The following is a 20,965-nucleotide window of genomic DNA, read 5'->3' on the forward strand; positions in this document are numbered from 1 at the left end:
GTAATTGTTGTCCGTAATGTACAATTGGTTGTACGACTGTGAGGGAGCCAGATCCCAACCGCCCCACCAATTCACATAGACAGGGTATTTACCTTCCGACTCTTCTTGGGCATATGTTGTGGCGTCGATCACGGAGGCCGTAGCCTGGATGCCGAACTTCTGAAGGTCGCTCACCAAGGCGTCCACACCCTGATCCCAATCCGTGTAGTTTGGCGCATAGACATTGAATTTGAACGGTTTGCCGTTTGGCATCACCCAGCTGCTTCCAGTCTTTTTAAAACCAGCAGATTTCAGCAAGGATGCCGCTTTCGACTGATTTAGCGAATACGTGTTCAAGGTTTTCAACTGTGCAGGCGTAAGGTATCTGCTATTGTCCATTTCAATCAAGCCGTCTTCATATTTGGGCACAAAACCATCTTCCGGCTCCGCAATCTTGGTGAGCGAGTTCCGGTCAATCAGGTACGCAAGAGCCTGGCGAACTTTCACATTGTTGAACGGGGCTGTGTTTTCGTTAAAAAAGAGCGCCATTCCCGTACTTTGAGGGATGTTAATGTAGTGATTGTCGTGGACGCTCATCACCGCCTTGTACACGGTCGGAGAATATCCAACACCCGCGTATGCCACTTGGCCGTTCTCCAAAGCGCGCCAGATGACGTCATTCGTGGTTTGGTTGATGTCCAAGACCTGATCTGCTGTCACGTTCTTGGCGAACACATAATAGGGATTCTTCACATATAGTTCCTGGGCCGATGTCACGCGCGATAAAGTCCATGGTCCATCGTACAGCAACTGGTTGAGCGGAAAGTTGTAGCCCGTCGCCTTGGTGTAGGCTGCTGTGAGTGCAGATTGAGCTTTTTTCGTGGATGAGGCGTTCGGATTGCCATTCGCCTGCTTCACCAGTGTCCAAATATTCTTTGGAATGTACTGCTGATAGTTCGCCGCTGCCACAATCCAGTTATTATTCAAGATTTGCCGTTCGAACATGGTTGTGTTGTATAGCTCGTGTGGATCTTTTTGAAACACAATAGTCGTAGGATTGAGAATTTTCATGCCGGTGAGAGTCCAACTCTCCGCGTTCATGTCCAAGAATTGCAACTCGAACGTAACGTAGACATCGTTGGCCGTAACTGGAGAGCCATTCGACCATTTCGCATTGGGATTCAGGTGAACAGTCAGGGTATTGGCTTTTGTATTAAAGGACCACGATTTCGCCAGAGCTGGATAATAGCCCGAATCGGTTGTGTACTTATAGTGTGCGAGCGGCGCGTAAGCCAATCCGGTGTCTACAGTGTTGTTGCCCGCTGTATTCACTGGATTGGCTATACCGTTCGTTGCCCACCCGCCCGCGTACCCCAACGTGGTTGTCGTTGACGCATGCGCTGCAGGAACACCAACGAGAGACAAGACCATCGCCGATCCAACGCCCAAGCTGATTCCAAGCCGTTTACGGTTCAAGTTCAATTCATAAGACTCCCTTCGTCTTCGTGGCAATTCGCCCAAATTACAATTTTTTACTGCACATTTCCCCTGAACTCACCTTCACATGCATAAGCCTAGTCCGCTCACCCCCACAATCGGCGCACCTAATGGTGCAACCGTTTTCAAATGTAATATCATGATAATACAATGATATTTATGTGCCAGTTTTATCATACCGAAAATATGGAGTCAATTATAAATATACGACATATCATAGTTTCTATGACATTGTGTATATTCAACGATCAACCCGACTGATCAGCCTATTCATCAGGGACGTTACAATAACCGTACAACGCAATCAAAGTAATAAATTAAGACAAACAAGACTTGAATCCCACAATTGTATAATATAATATCAAATAGTCAGTCCGTGTGAGGGGGGAATCGCAGTGGCTGCGAGAGATGTTTTATACGAGAAGGTTTTTAACGACTTAAAATCAAGAATCTTGTCAGGAGAGTATCTCCCAGGTGACATGATCCCGACAGAGCAGGAACTCATGAGTCAGTTTGGAGTCAGCCGGATGACAACAAACCGCGCCTTGCAGATGCTCACCAATGAAGGACTCGTCGCCCGTAAAGCAGGAGTTGGCACATTTGTATTGGACCATGTTGGTTCCAAGAGTGAAAAGACTTTTGGACATTCACAAACCGATCCTGCTGGTTCTCATCATACTGGTTCAAAACAATCTCTGGTGGGCTTCGTCATTCCCTTCCTTATCCACTCATTTGGCCCCGGACTATTGGCTGCACTCGAACAGCGTCTCCGAAGTAACGGCATCTCGCTAGCGGTAGCCTGCTCAGAAGGGAGTCAGGATATTGAAGCAAGTGCCATCGAACGACTTGTGGACAATGGAGCGCAGGGCTTGATTGTGATGCCTGTAAACGGGGAATATTATAACCCCGCTATATTGAAGCTTCACGTGGAGCGCTTCCCCATCGTATTGGTTGACAAACGCCTCGCGGGACTGCCTGTTCCAAGCGTTTGCACGGACAATGTCGACGCCAGTCGCCGTTTGACAGAGCATCTTGTGTCTCTCGGTCACCGTGAAATCGCATTCTTCTCCCCGACAATCGCAGGCACTTCGACATTGCAAGATCGATTCACTGGATTTTCGCAGGCAATGGAAGCTGCTGGTCTCCGCGTCAACCCAAGCTACTGCATAGAGACTACTCGATGGGACGGTCCTCGACATGAGTTGGACGCAGGACAATTGAATGCTGTGGTTCAGTTTCTCGAACGAAATCCCAAGGTTTCAGCGGTGTTCGCCACCGATGACGATCTCGCCAAGTACTGGCACACAGCTGCCCGTTCTGTCGGCAGACGTGTGCCTGAGGATCTCGCGATCGTCTGCTTTGATGGTCTCGGACCTTACCGCGTCGATTGGACATTCACAAGCGCCATGCAAGATCAGGAGCTCATGGCTGAACATGCCGTTCGTGTGTTGCTCGACTTGCTTCAAGACAAGGGATGGGAGCAACCGGACGAAGTGCTCGTACCAGCGAACATCTTCGTCGGAGAATCTACGGTCGGACAAACGAGAACCCGGTTGGAACACGTCGAGACATGACAACGCCCCATGATGTACGCTCGATTGTCGCATATTCACACGATTCCCGTCGTGTAATTGGACACATGATGGGAATTATATCGTGATAGAGTAAAAACGCGTCGCAAATTTGCAATCAAACCGAAAGGAAGATTTCCATGGTCCGGCTAGCGATGTTGAGCTTTTGGCACGTCCACGCGAGAGATTATGCAAGGCAAGCGAAAGAACATCCCGACACAGAGATAGTCGCCGTATGGGATGAAATCGCAGAACGAGGGAAGGCCGAGGCAGAGCGGCTGGCCGTTCCCTTCTACGAATCCATCGATGAACTGCTCTCACAGGACAACATCGATGGGGTCATCGTCGATACGCCCACGAATATGCACTATGAAGTGATGACAAAGGCTGCTCAAGCGGGAAAACATATCTTTACCGAAAAGGTTCTGGCACTGACACTTCGCGAAGCAAACAAGATCGTGTCGTGTGTCAACGAAGCCAATGTGAAGCTCACTGTTTCACTTCCTCGCTTGAACGACGATTATACCCTTGCAATTCAAAACATTTTGTCACAAGGATTGCTGGGAGACCTAACTTACGCTCGAGTCCGCTTGGCCCACAACGGAGCAATTGCGAATTGGCTGCCCGAGCATTTTTACTCCCTCGCTCAATGCGGCGGCGGTGCGTTAACAGATTTAGGCTGTCACCCAATGTATCTGACGAGATTGTTCCTGGGCGTCCCTGAAAGAGTTTCGGCAAGTTACGGACATGTGCTCGGCAAGGAAGTAGAAGACAATGCGGTCGCGGTTCTATCGTATGAAAACGGAACTCTTGGAGTCGTCGAAGCAGGATTTGTCACTGCCGCTTCCCCGTTCAGTATTGAAATTCACGGAACTGCTGGTTCTGTCGTCTATGGACTCCCACAAGCTAAAGTTCTGCTAAAGACATCTATGGGTGAGTCGAAAGAATGGCTCGAGTATCCTCTTCCTAGTTCACGGCCTTCAGCGTTTGAGCAATGGGTGGCCCATATTCAGGAAGACACGACAGCAGACGAAAATATTGCGATGGCATTGGATCTGACCAAGCTCATTGAGGCAGCAAACCTTTCTGTCCAGCACAATTCCCCGTACGCACTGCATGCCTTGGAAGCGTAAGTGGATTGGACGTGATACATCGTGCATCTTCGACGTACGTCTGCCAAAATTGATTCACGTCCGAAGAACCGTGGGCCGCTCTCGTTTCAACTACTTAGGGATAATCGATTCGCGCTGGACCGATTGGATCTTAAGTTTCGATGGGGAAATTACGGGTTGCGCGTTCTTCGGTGCCATTTGGCGACATTTTCTCCGGGAAAGATCGTTCCGATGCACAAGCATTCAGAATATGAGTTCCATTTTATCCCATCCGGCAAGGGGAAAGTCATCCTAGATGGCCATGAATATGCACTGCAGGCACGAGATTTCTACATGACAGGCCCTGATCTCGCCCATTATCAAGAGGCAGATAAGCGGGATCCCATGGAGGAGCTTTGCCTGCACATTGACATCCAACAGATCGGGCAGGACGACGCTCTCGGAACAAGCCGCGAATGGGGAGCGGAACTCGAGACACAAGAAGCAGCGGATTGCGTCCACGCACTGGCAACCTTGCCCCATGTGCCTGTTGTGGATCGGTGCAACGCGATGCAGTGGTTTAACGCAGCGTATCGAGCTTGGTATGAGAATCCTTACGGGGCCTATGAAACGATGCGACACTGCATTATCCAAATTTTGCTTCGATCAGTAGAAAACTACACAAACTGTTCAGGACCGTTCGACTTGCCCTATCGCGACATGAATGCTTATCGCTATCAACTCGCGACGCAGTTTGTGCAAGACAACTACGCCCGGCCAATCACGTTGGAAGATGTGGCGGATCGTCTTCACATCAGCCCTCGTCAACTACAGCGCATATTTTCTCAACAACAAGATCTCACATTCAGAGAATACGTCGAGCAAGTTCGATTGACACACGTCTGCGAAGCGCTGTTAAAATCCGGAGACAGCATTGAGCAGATTGCTGAGGAACACGGTTTTTCCAGTTCAAATTACTTGCACTACGTCTTTAAAAAGAGATTTTCGATGACGCCAAATGAGTTCAAGCGTCAATATAGGAAACCACCCAACTAATCAGTGTCCTATTCAACATTTCTAGAGGAGGGGCTCCAATGAGTAAAGTTTTGAAGATCGGCATCATTGGAAGCGGAGGAATTGCCCAAGCGCATGTTAGAGCGTACCAAACCATTGATGACGTCGAGATCGTCGCGGTCGCCGACATCGTTCCCGGCAAGGCTGCGGACTTCATCGACAGGCTTCAATTACACAACGCAATCCCGTATGAGGACCATCGCAGGTTGTTAGACTCTGATCTCGACGCTGTAAGCATCTGTACACCAAACGCATCTCACTATGCAACGAGTATTGACGCGCTGCGCGCAGGCAAACAAGTCCTGCTCGAGAAGCCCATGTCGGTAACACTCGACGAAGCAATCGAGATGGTCGAGGTTGCAAATGAAACCGGAAACATGCTCTCCATCGGCTTTCAACCACGATACGACCCAAATATGCAAACTCTTCAACAAATCATTCGGTCCGGGCAATTGGGCAAAGTGTACTACGTGCAGACGGGTGGCGGCCGTCGGCGAGGTATGCCAGGCGGCACATTTATTCGCAAGGATCTGGCGGGAGCAGGAGCAATGGCGGATATCGGATGCTACTCCATCGACTTAGCTCTGCACGCGCTTGGATACCCGAAGCCCTTGTCGGTCTCCGCGTTTACGTCCAACTATTTCGGGACAAATCCCAAATATCATCCAGAAGCTTCAAAATTCGACGTCGAGGATTTCGGAGTCGCCATGGTGCGTTTGGAAGGAGACTTGGTTCTTAATTTTAAAATTTCTTGGGCTATGCACATGGATACGCTTGGCCCGACGCTCTTCCTCGGAACTGACGCTGGCCTCAAAGTGACGCCAGCTGGTACCGGTCCATGGAGCGGCGTCTGGGACGGTCGTGTGGGATCCATCACATTGTTTCATGATATTCTTGGTCATCACACTGAGAGTCCCATTCCTATCCGCGAACACAAAGTCGATCTGTTTCGAGAAAAGGTATTCGACTTCGTGACCGCTGTACGAGAAGGTAGGCCAGCTCCTATTCCAGCTTCTGAAATTCTTCGAAATCAGGCAATTATTGACGGAATCCTTCGATCCGCGCAGTTGCGGAAAGAGGTCGACATTCATCTGCCTGAATGATCTCGCCGATTGTTCTTGCCTGTTGTGTTTGAACAGGGGAAGGCGCGTTTCTCGCGTGTGCGCCTTCCCCTGAACTTGACCCCGTACTGCATCACATCCCACATTTCACGTCCCAATGTCAAAAGTGAAGACAGATTCTTCACGGTCCGTCAGCGCGAAGCGCTCGCCATGCCATCGTCCGGCGACGTATTTCAGAGGATGGCAACGGAAATACATCACTCGATCCACGCCGTTCAGGTACACGTGATCGATCCAATGTCCACGGAAAACGCACTGCACTAGCCCCCTGTTGTGGAGACCCGTTCACCAAACGGCAGGGGAACACGGCAATTCCTAGCCTCGGCCAATATACGTGTACGATTGAAGGAAGTTGAGCTTGACGTCGACGTCTACATTTGTCCGCAGCTTGGGAAATACCCGATTCCATTCGGGATCCCCGGACCAATCGCGATGTGAAAACCGATACGCTTCTTGCCCAATGCCGAAGATGTCCGTATCAGTAGCCTTGCATTGGTCAATACTCATGTTTACATATGCCTCAATCTCCTTTTTCACCTGGTTTGTGAGTTCCTTCAGTTCAGTCTTGTTTGCCTGTTGCACACAATTACCCCCTTCGATCTAACCGCGAACACGCAGCGCAATGTTCGCTTGAGGCCGGCTTCCTCGTTTAGACCTCACATGAATAGTGCTTTTTACAGAAGTCACGTCGACAAGAAACCGACTGCTTTGATGATCTGGACAGTCAAATGCGAGGATCGATTTGGGAAATTGGTTTGCAACGAACATCCAACCCAGTGATTGCTCTTGATCGAGCGTGCCAGATAAACGCTCTCCCGAAAACATGGCAAATCCCTCGATGCGAGGCGCGGACAAACTTGCATCCGCAGGGCCAATCCAAACAGCCACCGGCTGAATGCCAGGCGTGATCAATCTTTGGTGAAACCCGCCTAGCGTGGCTTCATAGGAATGCTTAAGCAATAGCCGGTTCTCAAAAAAGTTGGAAAGATACGTGGATGGAATAGCATCTAACGCTGGTGTGTACCCCAATACGTCTATGGCGGGCGTTTCGGAGACAAATAGCCAGGTTTCTCTCGACGTTGTACGGGATTGCAGCAACGGATCGATCAACTCCATGACACCACGTCGTGCGAGTTGTTCATCGATCACGACGGCCCGTGTGTGGCCGAAGAACAACCGTCGATCGGTCGATAGCTGAATCTTTCGTATGGCATCCGCGGCGTCTTCCCCTTCTTGGCTGACGACGACAGTTCTCTTTTCTTCCGTATTGGTAGGCTCAGTCGGTGTGGAACCGAATGATTGTGGCCGTGCCAGTTGAAGGCTCACTTTGACACCGTGATTCTGGTTTTCAGCCGGGTCGATCCCTATCATCAAGACCACACTCCGCTTCTGCAGCTCCACGCCGTCCCAACAGCCTGTTAGACAGCAGGTGAACACTACGCAAAGGATGCAAACAAACAGCCGTCTCTTCATGCCGTATCACGCCTGTTTCTGGGATGCGCCAGTCTCTTCAGCCAAATCAGAGGGAGCGATCCGAAGGCGAGCACCTCAAAGAATCTGAATAGGTCCGCGTATGCATGGTCTAAGAAATCGAAGTCTCCTGGAATAACAGCCAATAAGACAAGGCCGAGGACTAGCCAAGCGACCGACCGACGATGTCGGAGATCCACGTAGTGGGCCAAAATGCGGTAGGCCCCGTATGTCGATAGGTTGACAGCCGAGGTGATACATACGATCACCGTTAGGAGAAAAATCAAATCGAGTCGCTCGAGCAGAGGCCCGGTCATTTTTTGGATGCGAATGATTTCCAGAATGGGCCACTGTAAAGATGCGCCCTCGAAGGATCCGAATACGGACAACACAATGATCAGGTTCAGCAAGTTTAAGGCGATGACGCCGATACTTGCCCACAGATAGCAGATCAGAGACCGATACGGAGAGATACCATATTGAAGAAATATGGGCAAATAGACGAGGATCAGTGTGAGGCCCGGCAATAAATCCAAAGAACTGCTGAAAACTTGTACAGTGGAGGTATTGGCCGGGATCGTGATCGGCAGCAGGTTCGCAAAGTCAGCGTTCTTGAACGAAACAACCAGCAATAAAACTGCCAATACCAACGCAGGCCAATACAATGCTGTTTGAAACCGCAGTAAGGAATCCATCCCTCCATGAAGCAATTGGCTGGATGTCAACAGACAAAGCAGTATCAGCGCGATGCCCGGAGTATAGGGTAAAGCGGCATAGTGAATGAGCCATGCGCATAGTGACAAAGACCTCGCGCTATAGATGACAAAGGCGCCCGCCAGGCCAACGTTCATGAACGCGCCGATGCGCTTTCCGAGGCAGAGATCGAACACTGTACAACCAGAAAATCCGTCCAATCGCCGTGCCACATAGAAGATGAGAAAGGCGAATACGATCGACAGCGCCGCGTATAGGACGAATGGTATCCAGCAAGTTGTCTGAAATCTCCGGATCCACACTGGGATCCACTCCATTGTGCCAGTTCCCAGCAGACATTCAAAAGAGACAATGGTCAAGACAAAAGGATTTACCTGCTTCACCTCGCCTATCTCCTTTGCAGCTTATACCGCGCTCTGCGCAGCCATCCGCTGGGACTGTAATAGGTGGAGGGCCGAGATGTAGATAGTTGCACTGGCGCTCGTACAAGTGTGTCAGTGAAATCCGGCAAAAACATTTGTCCAAACGGCGAGAGATACGGCACGCCAAACGACTTCAGTGTCGACAGGTGGGCAACTAATGCTAACGTGAATCCAAGGGTGCCGATAATTCCGAACAACGACGTTGCAATCAGCATCGGAAAGCGTATCATACGGGTGACGAAAGCTGCTTCATAATTTGGAATGGCAAAGGCCCCGAGCGCGGTCAATCCAACCGCGACGACCATCATGGGACTCACAATTCCAGCTTGGACAGCAATGTCGCCAATGACTAAGCCTCCGACAATGGAATACGATTGCCCCATCTGCTGCGGCATTCGGTTACCCGCTTCCCGCACCAGTTCAACCATCGCTTCCATAAAAAGCGCCTCCATCACGATTGGAAGAGGGATCCCTTCGCGTGTCGACGCGAGTTGAAGGACCATTTTGAGCGGTATGAGCTCTGGATTATACATAGTCAGCGCAACGTAAAGAGATGGCACAAAAATGGACACAACCAGCGCGACAATTCGGATCAGGCGCAATGCAGTCCCCGACCACCATCGCTGTGTATAGTCGTCCACTGTGTGGAAGAAAGTGACCATGACAGCTGGCGCCAACAAGACAAAGGGAGTTTGATCCACAAAAAAAGCGATTCTGCCTTCCAGCAGCGCCGAAGCCGTCTTGTCTGGACGTTCTGTGGCCTGCATCTGAGGGTAAGGCGTCCAATGGTTATCCTCAATCCATTGCTCGAGAATTCCACTGGCGAGCAGGCCATCGATTTTGAGTTGGGTCAGACGATTTCTCGCCTCTTGGACAATATCCGGGTTGGCCAAGTCCTGAATGTATGCCAACAGGACGTTTGTGTGTGATCGTTCCCCAAGGATGAACTTTTCGAAGGCGAGTTTCGGGTCCTTGATCCGGGTTCGGACCAATGCAACATTGGTATGGATGGACTCGGTGAAGCCATCTCGCGAAGCCCGTATCGAGACGTCCGTCGAAGGCTCCTGCGGCGTTCTGCGCGCCAGTCCGTCTACAGCCACCACAATGTATTCCTTCGCCAAGCATAGCACGGCCTGACTGTCGAATAACGCGTTCATCGCGTCGTCGATGGACGATACTCTTTCGATTCTGGAGAGTTGTAATGTGTTTTCCATCCATTTGAAAAGGTCTCGCTCCCGTCGTCTGGTTGCGAGTGTCAGAGGGCCGAGCAACCGCTCCTCCAAACGTTCCGTGTCGACGATGGTGTCAATGAACACAATTTCTATGTCGGCATTTGGTACAGGGCGAACAACAACATCGAACGAAGAATGAAAACGCCCCAAGAGCAGCTGCGTAGTATTCACGGACAACGAACTCCCCAAGAATGCTTAGTATCCTTAGGTTATCCTCACTTGCTAAAAATATCCTGACATTTTACTGTCGGACATGGGCAACAAAACGATTCGCGGGCGACTTCATCTCAAAAGCCACCCGCTTGCGGATGTCACGCGTCTTTCTCAGCTTTTGTGTCCCCGTTCTGGGCATTCTGGGCTGCCACGGCTTGGTTGCACGCGGACAGGAACGCCTTGGCGACCGCTTCAATCACATCTTCGTCGATCCCGACACCGCGATACGTCTCCCCTTCGCATACGACGGTCACTGCAGCTTCGCCGTTTGCCCGTTCGGTCGACGACAGGGAGTGCAGTTCCAGATCGGCAAACGTGATCGACATCGGCATCGCCTGCTTGATGGCACCCACGACCGCTTCGACCGGGCCGTCGCCTGTTTCTGAATAGGAAGTGACCGTATCGGCCTCGTTGTCGCGAATGGCGACCCGCGCCACACGTTTGCTGTCGGCTGTCTTGGAAATGTCGAGATCGACCAGTGCGAAGCGCGAAACATTGCCGTCGATCACGCCGTCAACCAACGCCAACAGATCTTCGTCCGACACGTGCTTGCGGGCGTCGGCGAGCGCCTTGAACTGGTGGTAGACGGTGTCCAGTCCGGCGTCGCTGAGCTTGGCGCCATACTGGCTCATGCGGTGTTTGAGCGCATGCCGCCCTGAGTGCTTACCGAGCACAATCATGCTGCGAGGAACGCCCATCTTCGCCGGGTCCATAATTTCGTAAGTTTTGCGATTTTTCAGCAGGCCGTCCTGGTGGATGCCCGATTCGTGTTGAAACGCGTTGCGGCCGACGATGGGCTTGTTGAACGCGATCGGGAAGTTCATCATCCGACTGACGAGCCGCGACGTTTCGTAGATTTCCTCCGTGCGGATACCTGTTTCGATACCGAGTGCGTCCCCCCGCGTGGCAATGGCCATGACCAGCTCTTCGAGCGAGCAGTTGCCCGTGCGCTCGCCGACGCCATTTACCGTGACTTCCACATGGGTAGCGCCGTTCTCGATCGCGGCGAGGCTGTTGGCGACGGCCAGGCCGAGATCGTTGTGGCAATGCGCGCTGTACTCGACCTTGTCGCCGCCGCGCACGAGCTTGCGCACCTTCGCGAACATCGCCCCATACTCGGCCGGCAAGGAGTAACCGACCGTATCCGGCAAATTGATAATGGTCGCCCCTTCCTCGATCACGGCCTCGACCATCTCACACAGGAACTCGTCGCCTGTGCGGCTTGCGTCCATCGGCGAAAATTCGATCCGGTCGACGAACTGCTTCGCATACGCAACCATATCCCGGGCCATCTGCAGGACCTCGCGCTGCGTTTTGCGCAATTGAAAGTCGAGGTGAATCTGTGACGACGAAATGAATAGATGCAGCCTCCGCCGCGCCGCGTCCTGTGTTGCGCGAACGGCGCTGTCGATATCCTCGCGAATGGCCCGCGCGAAGCCGCAGACTTCTGCCCGCTGCACCATGCGCGAGATCTGCTGGACCGCCGCGAACTCGCCAGGACTCGAGATTGGAAAGCCCGGTTCGATCACGTCGACCCCCAGTCGCTCCAATTGCCTCGCGACGAGAATCTTCTCCTGCGGATACAGCGATGCGCCCGGCGCCTGTTCGCCATCGCGCAAAGTCGTGTCGAAGATGGTGATGCGCTTCATCACGGGCTTCCCTCCCGCATCCTCTTGTCTCACACGTCCGTCGGCACTCGTTGCTCCGCCCTGCACATTGCCCTGTCCGTTGACTTCCATCTGCCATCTCTCCATTCTTCATCATGTGTTGCAGGCTGAGGGCTTGCGCCCCTTGGCGATGGGTAAACGCTGACCGAAGCCCGGCCATCGCCCCCATAAAGTTCAACAGGCCTGCCATCTCACAAGAGACGACAGGCCTGGGCCTTCCGCGGTACCACTCTCGTTAGCTGGCCATTTGACGGCCAACTCACTCAGCTCCTCGCAGTCGAGGAATCCCCGATAACGGCGGGCGTCCGAAACGGCCTACTGGACTTTTTCGTTCGGCCATTTTGCTCCCGGGCGAGATTCAGGCAATCGCTTGACTGTGTCGCACCATCCCACAGCTCTCTGAACAAGCTTGACACCTTACTGCTCCCGATCACGGCAGTTCATCATCCAAATTTGCTCTACTCATGCATATACATCGCAGCCCCGCATCATGCCGAGCACCCGCATTTCCCTACGGGCCACTGAGCCAGAAGACAGCAAAGGCCTGCCGTCCGTAAGAGACGACAGGCCGAAACCTCCGCGGTACCACTCTCATTGATTCAATTCCTGTGAAATTGAATCCCCTCATGCGCCCGGTTCCCCGAGCGGCGCCCGATAACGTGGGCAAGCCGTTGAGACGTACATTCGTTCCGCCTCACCACTCCTGAGCGAGTTCCGACGATTGCCATGTCTGCGTCGCACCAACCCGCAGCTCTCTTCACACGCATCCATCGTACTACTCTCATTCGCCGTGTTGTTGTTTCGCCATTTCTACTTGTCGGAAATGTTAGACCACTTGAAGCCAGATGTCAACAGGCCATATGCCACCGTCTCCGTGTTCGAACGAAGGACGTAGCCCAAACGCTGGTCATAATCCAGGATCAACGTGTCCGCGTCCAGCAACTGATTGGAAGCAGGGTCCACGACAAAAGGAATGCCTCTCGCATTTCCCATCGTATCACCGTCCCTGACAGCGTCGATTCGAAGGCCCGTCTTCAACGAACAACTGCAACTTCCTCCCTCGTAATCGACCTCGATGCGAATCGCTTGGCGATTTCCCATGTCCAAGCCCCGAAGCATCTCGTAGCACCGATCTGTCACTTGAATGTCCATGTGATCCCCCTCTTTCCTTCCAGCATTTGAACCCGAAGGAATCGGCAGCAGCCTTACGCCTTTTGGGCCATCGGATGGTGGCTGTGCCTCTGGAATGTCCATTGAATGAGGTGCCCTTTCGCGACCGCGATCGCCGTCCGAATCGCCACGACGATGAAACAAATCCACAGGATGAGCAACTGCACAAAACCGGCGACTGTAAAGAACTGCAAGCTCATCAGGTGCGTCAAGGCGTACGTACCGTTCGTAAAACTGCCGATGGGGAATACGTAACTCCACCAGCCTAAGTTGAATGGCAGTCCGTCGCCCCGTTTGCTGAGATGCAATATCGTGTGCATCGAGGAAATCACGATCCACCACACACCGACGCCCCAGAGCGCAATGGATATCACCATCGCCATCCCATGCAGAATATTGGTATAAGGACTGAGTATCGCCTGGGTCTTGACTGGAAGCTCGCAAAGCGTCGCCATCGACATTCCAATAGGCCCTATTTCAATCCACAAACTTGGCGTGGATTCGCCGTTCAGCCGGCGATAGTAGACCAATCGTCCGTATACAAGGCTGCTGATCATGATGAACAGGAAGAACGTAATTCCGAAAAATGCGATGCAAACAACCGTCAATGAAAGCTGCAGCTGAGCCGATGGCCAATAAGGGATCAAATTCATGCCCGTTGCCCCGGCAACGATGGGTGGAACAACGGGAATCAACCAAGACGCCACAGTCTGGTGGTGCTCCACTTGATGTTCGGTGAACAACAGATACGGCACGACGATCACTGTGAATAAAGAAGCTGCCGCACCGACTATCCAAATGACTTTACTGATGTCGATGGCCACGGTACTGTTGAACATGTTCGCGCCAACTAGCAGATAGTCGTTGCCGACCACGTTGATGGCCATCGATAACGCGCCATAGAAGAGCGCCCGCGTGGGGTGCCGAAAATCGTCCATCGCTTCGCTCGAATGCAAAATCCAGCGCAATCCCCACATGAATATCGCAGTGATAAAGACCACGTTCAAAATCCCGAATAAAATCTCTCCGGTGACTTGTTGACCATCGATGTGTAACGGCGACGTAAACGTTAAACCCGATACAATGCCGATCCCCATGACCGTCGTGAACCAATTGGGACCTATCTGGCGTATCACACTCATGACTGCCACCTCCAGTGTCTGCGCCTTAAGAATAGATCCATCCCATTCATAATAAAAATACATGTTTCTTATCGTTTTCATAACGGTTCATTATGATTTCGGTGCTTGTCCCCAGTACTCGCTCCATCGAGTTTCACCTGCCTCGATCCTGTCACATTCGCACGACGAACTCCGTCCCATTGGCAAAAGGACTCGACCACGCCGGAACAGAGCGAAAAACGACCTGGCGCTGTTGTTCTGGCGTGTCGGCATCAGGAGGGGCACCATGAAGAGACGAAGTGGATGGATCGCGATTGGATTGACTGGGATCTTGGCTGTGTCTGCAATCGCCGCCGATCGTACGGCACATGACTCGCAGAGTGTCGCGGCACAAGCCGCGGCCGATACGATTCGGGCAAATGGATTGAATGTTGGATTGAACGATCACACCGCGGTTGCAGCCTTTCCAGGTTCGCCAATTGTTGGCCGCATTGTACAAACGCTGCAAACCAAAACGTCCCTGCCGCTCTTCGGCCCCACTTGGTTGCCAATGAAGCCTGCGATGGACCCAAAACCGTATGCCGATGTCAGCGCACTGTTATACGCCACCAAGAATCATGATGAAGTCACCTTGATTTACACGGACAAACCCGTCGCCATCAACAGCCCCGAACTGACCAGCCAATATGGCGGACTCGCGAGACAACTCGGAGATTTCGGCGCCGACGCCTATCCCACGCACGCGGCTGCTGTGAAGGCAGAGAGCCGCTATTGGGTCTTCAGGCAACCTTCCGGTGCGGCTGAACACATATCCTTGGGCGGCGGGATCGTAGGCGTCGTTTCCAACATCCAACGGGAACATGTCGCAGGCAACGATCAAACGTACGGCGACATCACCTGGAAAGAGGGAGCCTGGACCTTTCAAGTATCCGGGTCAGAGTTGCAAGATAACCTGAACGTCGCCAAATCGATGGTTGCGTACATCGCGAAGCACCCGATGCCCGAGAAGGCTGGATACGTATCCGTCGACAACGGAGGCGACGGCGAACACACGGAGGCCGACTGGGTCCTAGGCAATGATGTCCTCCATTGTGGGAACTATCACGACGCGATCGAAAATCTCCAGATGGTTGAATCGACTGAACTGCTGACGCAGGATACGTGGAAGAAGTTGTGAGCAACAACTCGGCGGCCAATGCGATGTCCGCCCAAGAGGGGTGATTGTACAATGTTCGTCGCCAAGGGGCGGGCGTTTCTGTGGTCGTTAATCCGCATACCACTCCGCCTGTAGATTCCATAGGCAGGCATAGACGCCGTGTCGTTGAATAACTTCTTCACGGGTCCCAAACTCAACAATCCGTCCTTTCAGGACAACCAACACGAGATCCACCAATCGCGCCGCGGCCATCCGGTGGGTTATCATGATGGCCGTTTTCCCCTCTAAAATTTTGCTGTAACGATTGATGATCTATTTTGACAGAAGCGGGAGTAACAGTGGTACCACTGCACGTATCAGAAGAACGGGGCCAGCGTTGGTACGGATATACTTCAGCATTCCCTGTTCAAATTCGTTGGCGTTTTAACTCACATAAGCTGTAGACACCCAACATCGTCATGGTGCAAATCAGACCAATAAGCCAGTGTTCAAAATGGGTCAGGGTTATGGATGACTGCAACCAGCTAGTCGGAGGTCCAGCCCATGTATTCTCTTGGTTCTCCAACTCAACATACCCGGCTTGCCGTAACCACAAGTAATACAGCCCATAAAACGCCGTTCCGCAGGCGGCACAAGCCCATAGACTCACGGCCGCAACCCTGATCTTATGTTTTCGCTGCCGAGGTTTTGCGAAGAATAGTATAACCATGTTCGGCATCACTGTTAAGGAGGTAACCGCTTCGTTTGTCGTATAAGCCTCCCATGAAGTTCAGGAATGCACAATGTGAAGTCGATGCCATACAGTTTCCCATTTCTTCTTGGAAACCCGTTCTTCGTAGATTGCCCTTCTAGCCCCTGACTCGAAAAACGGAGTGGGCCGGACAATCAAATTGACCAAATCATCGACGCCATACGGCGCAACGAGTACCAAGTCACCATTTGAATCCATATAAACTCCGATCGCTGTACAAACCTCAGGGAAATTTGCCAGCCCGTCGGCAGTTGACGTGTACGGGGCATGATCGTTTATAGTGTGCATTCGTGCTTGGTTTTTCACAGACCAAGGAACAGAGGAATCCAGCTGCCGAAGACTTCGTTCATACTGCTTTTCGATGGATTCGTCGGTGCAATCCGGGTCAAGGTAGACAACGTCTACATCAGGCAAATGTGTGCCTGTGAGCCCGTGAAGAAAATCCCAGACCTTTGAGCGAACAAATCCTGCACATACACACCAGTCGGGTAAGCCCAATGATGCGACGATTCGAAGGATGACCATCATGCGCGCATCATCACGAATCAATTGAATGATGTCCTGTTCTTGCAACCGCGCCCACACCTCCGTTCTTGTTATTCCATTTTCGCGAGAGTCCAATAAGATACGAAGAACCGTACTGAAAATTCAACCTTGTTCAACAAATGCCTCGTCACTGCAATCGCTCCGCTGCAACTTTTCTCAGATCCACTGTACATCTGGCATACATGCTATGATGCTTGCGACGGAATTCGGAGGAGAGATTTATCGTGTCTTTACTGGAGGATTTCAAGCGATTTTTCGGTGAATATCTCGTTATTTGGAATACTTGTGAATCGGAAGCTATCAATGCTGTTTTGGACAAAGATTTGCAGGTTCGATGGGCGTATCCCGGAAACAAACAGTTGTATTCCGCAGTTTGGAAATGCAGAGAAACGCGGCGGTCAGGTATGCATTTATGTTGCATTTTTTATGCATTTTTCTAGTGATATGATTATGTCAGTAAACGGCAGGAGCGCGCAATAGTGCTGTTTCTGGAAACATTGATAGATAGGCAAGTCTTAAATTGTTGAGAAAGGAGTGTGCAACATAACTCACTCCGAAACCTCGGATGGGGGAAATAGGTTTCCTCGGTAGTTATCCGTAAAGAATTTACGTGGGGAGATCGTGAGATAGGTCATGTCTCTTTTTCCGTCATTGAAAGTTGTTCAATGCCAAAAATAAGAATTTTTAGACCGGTTTGGAACATGCTGTCGGAACCAAGATCGCTGAACACGCCATTAAGGTACATTCTTCGCAATGGTTCAGGCAGATTGCCGACGGTTGGCTCAATCTCTTGGCGTACGCCTTTCATCGCCACATCGTTTTTGTGCTGCTGATACTTATCCAACTCAAAAGAAAGAACAAAGTTCAACACGCAGGCAATCGAGGAAAACTTTCCTCGGTCACTGATCGGTAGTGGTTCAACAATTTTAAGCATGTGGTTTATAAGATCGATGTATTGTGCTCCTGATGGCACTGTCTGAATCATCAAATGAGCAGAACACGGGTATTTCTCAAGTTGGTTGCGAAAATGATTTCCGAATCGGTACAATTGCTCTTTCCAATCTCCTTCATTTTGGGCAGAGAGCACGACCTTCTGTGCAATCTCATTTGCAAGGAATTGAAAAATTTGTTGTTTACTCTGAAAGTGCCAATACAGGGAAGCAGCTTTGATGTCGAGTTGTTTGGCCAATTTTCGCATCGTGAATTGTTCTATACCACATTCGCGAAGCAATTCCCACGAAGCGTTGACGATTCTTTCTCGTGTAATAGGCATATTCACGCTTGCATTCATGATTAAACCATCTCCACAGGGTTGCTACGACTCATCATAACACATATTTCAGAGCGAATCTAACATTGTTAGTTCAACACTTGACACAGTGCACCTCACGCCGTAACCTAACGTTGTTAGATTCGGTTGTTTGTTCGTCTGGTTTTGGGACGGTGATCAATCTATTATTTCGCGCCTCATCTAACGTTGTTAGGTGGTTTGATGCGACATTCAAAAACGGAAGGTAGTGGTCATGTGGAAAGAACGGTAGGTGCGACGTCACGCGAGTTTTCTGTGAGAAAAATACTTCCAACTGTGTTCGCGCTCATCTTTGGCATGCTCGTCGTCATGATGGACAGCAGTGTTATGAACGTGGCCATACCCACACTCGAATCAGTATTTCAATCGGGTTTGAAAATCATGCAATGGTCAATTACAGGCTATACGCTCGCGTTATCCGCAGTCATTCCGCTAGCGGGATGGTTTTCTGACAGATTTGGAGCGAAGCGGGTATTCCTCATCTCCATCGGCCTGTTCATGGTTGGGTCTGTATTATGCTCAATTGCAACGTCACCTGCGCAACTAATTACCTTTCGCGCCCTTCAAGGGCTGGCTGGCGGTATGGTAGCGCCCATCGGTATTGCATTTTCGTTTCGGGTGGCGCCTCCGGACAAACGTGGCTCGGTCATGGGATTATTGGGGCTGCCGATGCTAATCTCCCCCGTACTTGGCCCACTTCTATCCGGGTGGCTACTGGAATACGCAAGCTGGCATTGGATATTTCTAATTAATGTTCCGATTGGTATTGTCGCATTGGCGTTAGGACTGAGGTTTCTACCTCGTTCAGTGGACACGAAAAATCCACAGCTCGATATTCCTGGAGCGATCATGGCACCGTTCTCTTTTGCGGCGATTGTATATGGTGTGCATGACGGTGGGAGCCAAGGTTGGAGCGTTCCGTCCACCATCATTCCGCTAACCATCGGCGTGGTATCTCTAGGCGTGTTTATTATGGTTGAACTGAGACGACAGATGCCACTGTTGGAATTGCGAGCGTTTCAATCTGTGGAGTTCAGTAAGGGTGTAGTGATCGTTTTTGTAAATTGGACGGCAATTTTCGGGACACTGTTCTTGATTCCTCTATATTTGCAACAAGTAAGAGGCTTCTCTACCTTTCATTCGGGGCTGATGGTGATTCCACAAGCGGTCCTGTCCTTTATTGGCCTCCAAATAGGTGGAAAGTTGTTCGACAAGTATGGCGCGCGTCCCATCGTGTTTGCTGGTCTTCTTATACTGTCAGCCGCCCTCTATTGGTTATCCCAAATTCAAGTGAACACGTCCATCGCCTCGCTCGTTACGAACTTGTGCATTTTGGGATTGGGCCAAGGTCTTACAACGATGCAGATCAGTACCCACGTTCTTAAATCAGCCCCAGCGCAACTGATTAGCCGTGTTACTCCAATCACGACTTCGGGGCAACAGATTTTTGGTTCCTTGGCCGTCGCAATGATGTCTGGATTTTTAGCCTCAAATATCGCGAAGCACATGCATGCCGTTGCCAACCAGTCAAAGGAAGCACTGGTTTCTGCTATGGCGACCGGGTTTGGCGATACGTTTCATATTGCTTTAATCATCGCTCTATGTGGGCTTGTTTTGAGCATTTTCTTAAATAAGCCTAGAACCCGTCAAGGTTGACTCGTAAGAGGAACCTCGTGTGCTCGAAACGCATCGCACAACCTACCTGGTAGCAGGTTTCGTTTATACGAGACGAGTCAAGGCATCCCTGACGAAGTACTTGGAAGGCAACCTAAAACTCAAGGTGAATCGTGAAGAGAGCGATGTGGGGAGACCGTGGAAGCGAAAGTTTCTCGGATACAGTTTTCTATCCCACAAACGAGCGCCTATCCGATTAGCCGAGAAAACAATTCAACGCTTCAAAGAACTCGTGAGGGAGATTACAAGCGTATTGAACCCCGTTCTGTCAAGACAGATGTGCATAATTTTTTGAGATAACGCCATTCTATTCTGATAATTATCAGGTCTACGCTGCCTCTTTGGATTCCTTCCATTTTCTGAATTCCTGCGGTGTACGATAGCCCAACGCTGAGTGCGGGCGCTCTTTGTTGTAGAACTCAATATACGTTTTGATTGCGATCTTGGCTTCCGCGAAGTTGTCGTATTCCTGCATCCAAACTTCTTCCTCCTTCAACGAACGGAAGAAACGTTCGATATAGCCATCTGCGTCCGGGTTGTGATAACCTGTCCGTTCATGTTTCACCTGGCAGTCCTTCATGGCTTGTACGAATCGTCGACTTGTCATTTGGCATCCGTTGTCCGTTCTAAGCGTCAAGTTTGCGCCTCGTACCCCGCTCGGGAATCGGTAGTTGAATGCGTTATCCACAGCCTGCAGCAATTCCTCTGTCCGGCAATAGCGCGAAAACGAATACCCCACAATTTCACGGTCGTACGCATCGATGACCGCGAATAGATATCCCCACCCATCCTTACCACACCAAATCTTTGTCATATCGCACTGGAAGTGTTCGTTTGACTGACTCACCGGAATCTTTCCAGACCGCTTCTTTCGGGAAGCTTCCCGCTGTGGGGATTTCACCAACAATCCCATTTCTCGCATGAGCCGGTGTACTCGTTTGTGGTTTACCTGCATGCTGTATTGACGACGCAACATGACCTTGATTCTACGGTATCCATATCGTGGGAATCTCTCGCATAGATGGCGAATCCGCTGTTTCAATAGGGCGTCTTTCTCTATAACCGCTTTGTTCGCCTTCTTCACAGGCTCCTTTAACAAGCTATAACAATAAGTTCGATTCAGCTCCAATGCTTTCGCAATCACTGGGACCCGAAACCCTTCCTTGACGAGCTGAGCAACCAAGGAA

The 20,965-nt window shown here is 51.0% G+C and carries 17 protein-coding genes, 1 pseudogene and 2 other annotated features; of the genes and pseudogenes, 6 read left to right on the forward strand and 12 right to left on the reverse strand.

Translation table 11 applies throughout. The features are described 5' to 3' along the window. Nucleotides 1-1,461 (reverse strand): ABC transporter substrate-binding protein (locus AAC01S_RS15000; RefSeq protein WP_067624178.1); only part of this gene is annotated, 1,461 nt, incomplete at its 3' end. A gap of 410 nt (nt 1,462-1,871) precedes the next feature. Here AAC01S_RS15000 and AAC01S_RS15005 point away from each other — a divergent pair. From AAC01S_RS15005 to AAC01S_RS15020, 4 genes are all read left to right on the forward strand, one after another. Next, nucleotides 1,872-3,050: a GntR family transcriptional regulator gene (locus AAC01S_RS15005; RefSeq protein WP_083511846.1), complete on the forward strand. Its 1,179-nt coding sequence runs from the start codon at nt 1,872-1,874 to the stop codon at nt 3,048-3,050. A 137-nt stretch (nt 3,051-3,187) separates the two neighbouring features. Beyond that, on the forward strand, nt 3,188-4,180 hold the full coding sequence (locus AAC01S_RS15010) for a Gfo/Idh/MocA family protein (RefSeq protein ID WP_067624185.1): 993 nt from the start codon (nt 3,188-3,190) through the stop codon (nt 4,178-4,180). Nucleotides 4,181-4,201: 21 nt separating this feature from the next. Then, complete coding sequence (locus tag AAC01S_RS15015; protein WP_281178140.1) at nt 4,202-5,194, forward strand: AraC family transcriptional regulator; 993 nt, start codon at nt 4,202-4,204, stop codon at nt 5,192-5,194. Between the two features lie 38 nt (nt 5,195-5,232). Continuing rightward, nucleotides 5,233-6,315 carry a Gfo/Idh/MocA family protein gene (locus AAC01S_RS15020; RefSeq protein WP_067624188.1) on the forward strand — a complete coding sequence of 361 codons (1,083 nt, stop codon included), beginning with the start codon at nt 5,233-5,235 and terminating at the stop codon, nt 6,313-6,315. Nucleotides 6,316-6,420: 105 nt separating this feature from the next. Here the strand turns inward: AAC01S_RS15020 and AAC01S_RS19360 are convergent, their stop codons facing one another. From AAC01S_RS19360 to AAC01S_RS15060, 7 genes and pseudogenes are all read right to left on the reverse strand, one after another. After that, entirely contained in the window at nt 6,421-6,594 is a 174-nt protein-coding gene (locus tag AAC01S_RS19360) for a hypothetical protein (RefSeq protein ID WP_157071210.1), read from the reverse strand. Nucleotides 6,595-6,648: 54 nt separating this feature from the next. After that, nucleotides 6,649-7,806, reverse strand: a pseudogene (locus AAC01S_RS20155) (Ger(x)C family spore germination protein). Continuing rightward, nucleotides 7,803-8,900, reverse strand: a complete 1,098-nt coding sequence (locus tag AAC01S_RS15040; protein WP_067624201.1) for a GerAB/ArcD/ProY family transporter — start codon at nt 8,898-8,900, stop codon at nt 7,803-7,805. Before AAC01S_RS15040 ends, AAC01S_RS20155 begins: the two are co-directional and overlap by 4 nt. 5 nt (nt 8,901-8,905) lie before the next feature. Next, nucleotides 8,906-10,342, reverse strand: a complete 1,437-nt coding sequence (locus tag AAC01S_RS15045; RefSeq protein WP_067624205.1) for a spore germination protein — start codon at nt 10,340-10,342, stop codon at nt 8,906-8,908. A gap of 140 nt (nt 10,343-10,482) precedes the next feature. Continuing rightward, nucleotides 10,483-12,033 carry a 2-isopropylmalate synthase gene (locus tag AAC01S_RS15050; RefSeq protein WP_067624231.1) on the reverse strand — a complete coding sequence of 517 codons (1,551 nt, stop codon included), beginning with the start codon at nt 12,031-12,033 and terminating at the stop codon, nt 10,483-10,485. Between the two features lie 211 nt (nt 12,034-12,244). Next, nucleotides 12,245-12,494, reverse strand: a binding site (T-box leader). A gap of 110 nt (nt 12,495-12,604) precedes the next feature. Next, nucleotides 12,605-12,849 (reverse strand) — a binding site (T-box leader). A 12-nt stretch (nt 12,850-12,861) separates the two neighbouring features. Next, the gene (locus AAC01S_RS15055; RefSeq protein ID WP_067624208.1) at nt 12,862-13,203 is read right to left on the reverse strand and encodes an iron-sulfur cluster assembly accessory protein; all 342 of its coding nucleotides are present in this window, start codon (nt 13,201-13,203) and stop codon (nt 12,862-12,864) included. A 53-nt stretch (nt 13,204-13,256) separates the two neighbouring features. Further along, entirely contained in the window at nt 13,257-14,363 is a 1,107-nt protein-coding gene (locus AAC01S_RS15060; RefSeq protein ID WP_067624210.1) for a TDT family transporter, read from the reverse strand. A gap of 265 nt (nt 14,364-14,628) precedes the next feature. Between AAC01S_RS15060 and AAC01S_RS15065 the strand changes: the two genes are divergently transcribed. After that, the gene (locus tag AAC01S_RS15065) at nt 14,629-15,519 is read left to right on the forward strand and encodes a hypothetical protein (protein WP_067624212.1); all 891 of its coding nucleotides are present in this window, start codon (nt 14,629-14,631) and stop codon (nt 15,517-15,519) included. An 87-nt stretch (nt 15,520-15,606) separates the two neighbouring features. Here the strand turns inward: AAC01S_RS15065 and AAC01S_RS19365 are convergent, their stop codons facing one another. From AAC01S_RS19365 to AAC01S_RS15080, 3 genes are all read right to left on the reverse strand, one after another. After that, nucleotides 15,607-15,765 carry a hypothetical protein gene (locus AAC01S_RS19365; protein WP_157071212.1) on the reverse strand — a complete coding sequence of 53 codons (159 nt, stop codon included), beginning with the start codon at nt 15,763-15,765 and terminating at the stop codon, nt 15,607-15,609. A 502-nt stretch (nt 15,766-16,267) separates the two neighbouring features. Next, entirely contained in the window at nt 16,268-16,822 is a 555-nt protein-coding gene (locus AAC01S_RS15070) for a nucleotidyltransferase family protein (protein WP_306307193.1), read from the reverse strand. 604 nt (nt 16,823-17,426) lie between these two features. Then, a complete protein-coding gene (locus AAC01S_RS15080; protein ID WP_067624218.1) occupies nt 17,427-18,086 on the reverse strand; it encodes a TetR/AcrR family transcriptional regulator in 660 nt (219 codons plus the stop codon). A gap of 234 nt (nt 18,087-18,320) precedes the next feature. Here AAC01S_RS15080 and AAC01S_RS15085 point away from each other — a divergent pair, with 234 nt between their 5' ends. Beyond that, a complete protein-coding gene (locus tag AAC01S_RS15085) occupies nt 18,321-19,760 on the forward strand; it encodes an MDR family MFS transporter (protein WP_067624220.1) in 1,440 nt (479 codons plus the stop codon). Between the two features lie 346 nt (nt 19,761-20,106). Here AAC01S_RS15085 and AAC01S_RS15095 read toward each other — a convergent pair. Next, nucleotides 20,107-20,965: IS3 family transposase (locus tag AAC01S_RS15095; protein WP_157071214.1), on the reverse strand; the 859-nt coding region annotated here is incomplete at its 5' end.

It is taken from the genome of Alicyclobacillus acidiphilus NBRC 100859, assembly GCF_001544355.1.
Taxonomy (GTDB): Bacteria; Bacillota; Bacilli; order Alicyclobacillales; family Alicyclobacillaceae; genus Alicyclobacillus; species Alicyclobacillus acidiphilus.

Excerpts from the sequence above, each read along its gene's own strand:
- AAC01S_RS15010 (WP_067624185.1), top strand. The coding sequence starts at position 3,188 with ATGGTCCGGCTAGCGATGTTGAGCTTTTGGCACGTCCACGCGAGAGAT.
- AAC01S_RS15020 (WP_067624188.1), top strand. The coding sequence starts at position 5,233 with ATGAGTAAAGTTTTGAAGATCGGCATCATTGGAAGCGGAGGAATTGCC.
- AAC01S_RS15050 (WP_067624231.1), bottom strand. The coding sequence starts at position 12,033 with ATGAAGCGCATCACCATCTTCGACACGACTTTGCGCGATGGCGAACAG.
- AAC01S_RS15055 (WP_067624208.1), bottom strand. The coding sequence starts at position 13,203 with ATGGACATTCAAGTGACAGATCGGTGCTACGAGATGCTTCGGGGCTTG.
- AAC01S_RS15060 (WP_067624210.1), bottom strand. The coding sequence starts at position 14,363 with ATGAGTGTGATACGCCAGATAGGTCCCAATTGGTTCACGACGGTCATG.
- AAC01S_RS15065 (WP_067624212.1), top strand. The coding sequence starts at position 14,629 with ATGAAGAGACGAAGTGGATGGATCGCGATTGGATTGACTGGGATCTTG.
- AAC01S_RS19365 (WP_157071212.1), bottom strand. The coding sequence starts at position 15,765 with ATGATAACCCACCGGATGGCCGCGGCGCGATTGGTGGATCTCGTGTTG.
- AAC01S_RS15080 (WP_067624218.1), bottom strand. The coding sequence starts at position 18,086 with ATGAATGCAAGCGTGAATATGCCTATTACACGAGAAAGAATCGTCAAC.